Annotated in this window: 3 protein-coding genes; 2 read left to right on the top strand and 1 reads right to left on the bottom strand. The window is 71.5% G+C overall.

The window, feature by feature from the left end; all coding sequences use genetic code 11:
- Positions 1 to 47 precede the first annotated feature (47 nt).
- Positions 48 to 1,412: an FAD-dependent oxidoreductase gene (locus ACFC02_RS41730; RefSeq protein WP_376368115.1), complete on the bottom strand. Its 1,365-nt coding sequence runs from the start codon at positions 1,410 to 1,412 to the stop codon at positions 48 to 50.
- 189 nt (positions 1,413 to 1,601) lie between these two features.
- Here ACFC02_RS41730 and ACFC02_RS41725 point away from each other — a divergent pair, with 189 nt between their 5' ends.
- Both ACFC02_RS41725 and ACFC02_RS41720 read left to right on the top strand, forming a co-directional pair.
- A complete protein-coding gene (locus tag ACFC02_RS41725) occupies positions 1,602 to 2,525 on the top strand; it encodes a DMT family transporter (protein WP_376368113.1) in 924 nt (307 codons plus the stop codon).
- A 319-nt stretch (positions 2,526 to 2,844) separates the two neighbouring features.
- Complete coding sequence (locus ACFC02_RS41720) at positions 2,845 to 4,503, top strand: catalase (RefSeq protein WP_376368111.1); 1,659 nt, start codon at positions 2,845 to 2,847, stop codon at positions 4,501 to 4,503.
- Positions 4,504 to 4,571 lie beyond the last annotated feature (68 nt).

The raw sequence follows: 4,571 nt of genomic DNA, 5'->3' as shown, positions 1-4,571 counted from the left end.
AAGGTGGCACGGCTCGTACGTGTCGTTCGTCCGCGGGTCCGCGGTCCTTACGCGCCGCTCGCCTTCAGCATGTCCTCACGCTCGACGATCTTCACGCGCTCCCGGCCCTGCGGCTCGCCCAGGGCCTTCTCCGCGGCGTCGAGGCGGTACCAGCCCTCCCAGGTGGTGAACCGGACCTCGCGCTCGGCGAGGAAGGCGTCGACGGCCTCGGGGTCGGGGGAGACCGGGGTGTGCAGCCGGCCGGCCGCGTGGTCGGCCAGCAGGTTGGCGACCGTCTCGTTGGCGTCACCCTTGGTATGGCCGATCAGCCCCACCGGGCCCCGCCGGATCCAGCCGGTGACGTACGCCGACTGCACGTGCTCGCCCGTCTCGCCGATGATCCGGCCGCCCTCGTCGGGGACGGTGCCCGAGTCGTCGTCCCAGGGCAGCTTCGGCAGCCGGTCGGAGAGGTAGCCGACGGCCCGGTACACGGCCGTGACGTCCCAGTCCTTGAAGGTGCCGGTGCCCTTGACGTTGCCGGTGCCGTCCAGCTCGGTGCGCTCGGTGCGCAGGCCGGTCACCCTGCCGTCCTCGCCGAGGATCTGTGCCGGGGACTCGAAGAAGTGCAGGAACAGCTTGTGAGGCCGGTCGCCGACGTCGCGGATCGCCCAGTTCTCCAGCGTCTTGGCGACCATGTCGGCCTGCTTGTTGCCGCGCCGGGTGGCGATGGAGCCCTCGTCGTAGTCGATGTCCTCGGGGTCGACGACGACCTCGATGTTGGGGGAGTGGTCCAGCTCGCGCAGCTCCATCGGACTGAACTTCGCCTGCGCCGGGCCACGGCGCCCGAACACGTGGATCTCCAGCGCCTTGTTGGCCTTCAGGCCCTCGTACACGTTCGCCGGGATCTCCGTCGGCAGCAGTTCGTCGGCGGTCTTGGCCAGGATCCGAGCCACGTCGAGGGCCACGTTGCCGACGCCGAGGACGGCGACCTTCTCCGCCTCCAGGGGCCAGGTGCGCGGCACGTCCGGGTGCCCGTCGTACCAGGAGACGAAGTCGGCCGCGCCGTAGGAGCCGTCCAGTTCGATGCCGGGCACGGACAGCGCCCGGTCGGCCGTGGCGCCGGTGGAGAAGATCACCGCGTCGTAGAAGGCGCGCAGGTCGTCCAGGCTGATGTCGCCGGGGTAGTCGACGTTGCCGAACAGGCGTATCTGCGGCTTGTCCAGCACCTGGTGGAGGGCCGTGACGATGCCCTTGATCCGGGGGTGGTCGGGGGCGACGCCGTAGCGGATCAGGCCGAACGGCGCCGGCATCCGCTCGAAGAGGTCGATGGACACGCCCGGCTCGGCGGCCACGCCGGACTTGAGCAGGGCGTCGGCGGCGTAGATACCGGCGGGGCCGGCTCCGACGATGGCTACCCGCAGGGGGCGCGGCATGATCAGGTTCCCTTCGAGCGGTGAACGTACGACTCGTCGGCAACCCTAAGCTGAGGCAAGCCTAAGTGGGTACGCGGGTCCGGTCTATGAGCTCATAAGGCGTTCTTATGGCAAGTCCAAGAGGTCGTGATGATCGCCCGCCGGGTGCCGCGGCAGGACGGGACGCCGTCCGTCGGGCATGGTGGACCTGTGATCGGGCTGGCCGTGTTCTTCGCCGTCATGGGCGCCGCGAGCAACGCCGTGGGCACCGCCTTCCAGCGGAAGGCCGCCTCCACCGTGCCCACCGGCGGCGGCCTGCGCCTGCTGCTCGCCCTGGCGCGGCGGCCGGTGTGGCTCGCGGGCATCTGCGGAGTCATCGCCTCCGCCATGTTCCAGGCACTCGCGCTCGTCAACGGGCCGATGGCGCTCGTCCAGCCGCTGTTCATCATGGAACTGCCCTTCGCCCTGCTCATCGCCGGCACTCTCATGCACCGGGGCCTGCCCGCCGCGGGCTGGTGGGCCGTCGCGGCAGTGGTCGGGGGTCTCGCGCTCGTCCTGGTCTCGGCCTCGCCCTCCGGCTCCCACGACCAGGCACCCATGGTGCGCTGGGTCCCCGCGCTGATCCTCTGCCTCGGCGTGATGGCGGGGGCGGTCGCCTTGGCCCGCGCCCGGCGCTCCCCGCTGCTGCGGGCCGCCGTCCTGGCCGCCGCCGCGGCCATCGGCAACGCGCTGACCGCCGCCATGCTCAAGTCGGCCAGCGGCATCCTGGACGCCGACGGCTTCGTCGCCTTCCTGACCACCTGGCAGACCTACGGGTTCGCCGTCGTCGGAGTCAGTTCGCTGCTGCTCCTGGAGAACGCGCTGCAGGCCGGTTCGCTGGCGGCCTCGCAGCCGGCGCTCACCATCGGCGACGCGACGGTGAGCCTGCTGCTGGGCGTCACCCTGTTCGGCGAGCACATCCGCACGGGGGTGTGGCTCCTGCCGGAACTCGCGGGGGCCGGGCTCATCGTCTGGGGCGTCCTGCGGCTGATCCGCGTCGTCCCGCACGCCCAGCAGACCCTGGCCGGCGAGACCCGCTCCGGCGACACCGTCGGCACGGCCGGCCGCGGCGCGCCGGGCCACGCGGACGGCTGACGCCGGGAAGAACGCAGACGGTCGGCCTCGAACAAGGGCGGCGCCGCACGCGGCTGAACGGGCCGGAGCCGCGCAGACCTGCCGGGGCCGCGTCGAACGGGGCGTGCCGCCTCCAACGGGCCGTCCCGCGGCGAACGGGCTAACCCCGGCCGTGAAGTGGACACAACGGTGCAAAAGTGGGCGTACCCGCGTGGGTGCGGGCCGGGCCGGGCACGCGCCGGCGTGCGTCCGGGCCGCCGCCCGCTGTGCCGGACGGCGGTCCCGGGCACGGCCCGCCGAGCGACGCGGGGCCGAGTCGACGTCGAAGGAGTCCACGGGCATGACGGACGCAGTCAGCGCAGGGCCCGCCCCGGCCGAGGACCGGAAGGTCCTCACCAACCGGCAGGGCCATCCGGTCTACGACAACCAGAACCAGCGGACCGTCGGCGCCCGGGGCCCGGCGACGCTGGAGAACTACCAGTTCCTGGAGAAGATCAGCCACTTCGACCGCGAGCGCATCCCGGAGCGGGTCGTGCACGCGCGGGGCGTGACCGCGTACGGCTACTTCGAGGCGTACGGCGCCTGGGGCGACGAGCCCATCGGCCGCTACACGCGGGCCCGGCTCTTCCAGGAGCGCGGCAAGCGCACCGACGTCGCCGTGCGCTTCTCCACCGTGATCGGCGGCCGGGACTCCTCCGAGACCGCCCGCGACCCGCGCGGCTTCGCGGTGAAGTTCTACACCGAGGACGGCAACTGGGACCTCGTCGGCAACAACCTCGGCGTCTTCTTCATCCGGGACGCCATCAAGTTCCCCGACGTCATCCACGCCCTCAAGCCCGACCCGGTGACCTTCGAGCAGCAGCCCCGCCGGATCTTCGACTTCATGTCGCAGACACCCGAGTCCATGCACATGCTGGTCAACGTCTTCAGCCCGCGCGGCATCCCCGCCGACTACCGCCACATGCAGGGCTTCGGCGTCAACACCTACAAGTGGGTCAACGACGAGGGCCGCACGGTCCTGGTGAAGTACCACTGGATGCCCAAGCAGGGCGTGCGCAGCATGACCGAGGAGGACGCGGCCAACGTCCAGGCGGACTCCCTCGGCCACGCGACCAAGGACCTGTACGAGGCGGTCGGGCGCGGCGAGTACCCCGAGTGGGAGCTGCTGGTCCAGATGATGGACGACCACGACCACCCGGAGCTGGACTTCGATCCGCTGGACGACACCAAGACCTGGCCCGAGCAGGACTTCCCGCCCCGGGCCGTGGGCCGGATGGTGCTCGACCGGATGCCCCAGGACTTCTTCGCCGAGAACGAGCAGATCTCCTTCGGTACCGGCGTCCTCGTCGACGGCCTGGACTTCTCCGACGACAAGATGCTCGTCGGGCGCACCTTCTCCTACAGCGACACCCAGCGCTACCGGGTCGGCCCGAACTACCTCCAGCTCCCGGTCAACCAGCCGAAGAACGCCCCCGTGCGCACCAACCAGCGCGACGGCCAGATGACCTACCACATCGACGGCGGCGGGGTGAACCCCATCGTCACCTATGAGCCGTCGATCACCGGCGGCCTGCCCGAGGCGACCTATCCCGCGCACGAGGAGCAGGGGCCGGAGATCCGCGGCCGGCTGACCCGCGCGCGCATCCCGCGCGCCAACGACTACCTTCAGGCCGGTCAGCGCTACCTGCTGATGGAGCAGTGGGAGCGCGACGACCTCGTGAAGAACTTCGTCGGCCAGCTGTCCCGGTGCGACCGGCCGGTGCAGGAGCGCATGGTGTGGCACTTCCTGCTGGTCGAGAACGAGCTGGGGCTGAAGGTCGGCGAGGGGCTGGGCATCTCGCCGCAGGACGTGGCGGCCCTGGAGCCGCTGGCGGGCCAGGACCTCACGGACGAGGACCGCAAGCGGCTGTCCGACCTGGGCAAGAACCCGCCGCGCGACGTCGAGGGCCTGACCATGACCCACTGCGTCCCCGACGAGCGGCACACGGTGACCCGCTGACGCGACCAGGGGCCGGGGGGGGGGGCCCCGCAACGGGGGGGGGGGCGCGCGGGCCGGGCCCGCGGGGA

Origin of the sequence: Streptomyces sp. NPDC056160, from assembly GCF_042268205.1 — a bacterium.
In the GTDB taxonomy this organism is placed as follows: Bacteria; Actinomycetota; Actinomycetes; order Streptomycetales; family Streptomycetaceae; genus Streptomyces.
This window is presented reverse-complemented; position numbering and strand designations above follow the sequence as displayed.

What these genes read in the sequence shown, in the direction of transcription:
- ACFC02_RS41730 (WP_376368115.1), bottom strand. Translation starts at nt 1,412, where the DNA reads ATGCCGCGCCCCCTGCGGGTAGCCATCGTCGGAGCCGGCCCCGCCGGT.
- ACFC02_RS41720 (WP_376368111.1), top strand. Translation starts at nt 2,845, where the DNA reads ATGACGGACGCAGTCAGCGCAGGGCCCGCCCCGGCCGAGGACCGGAAG.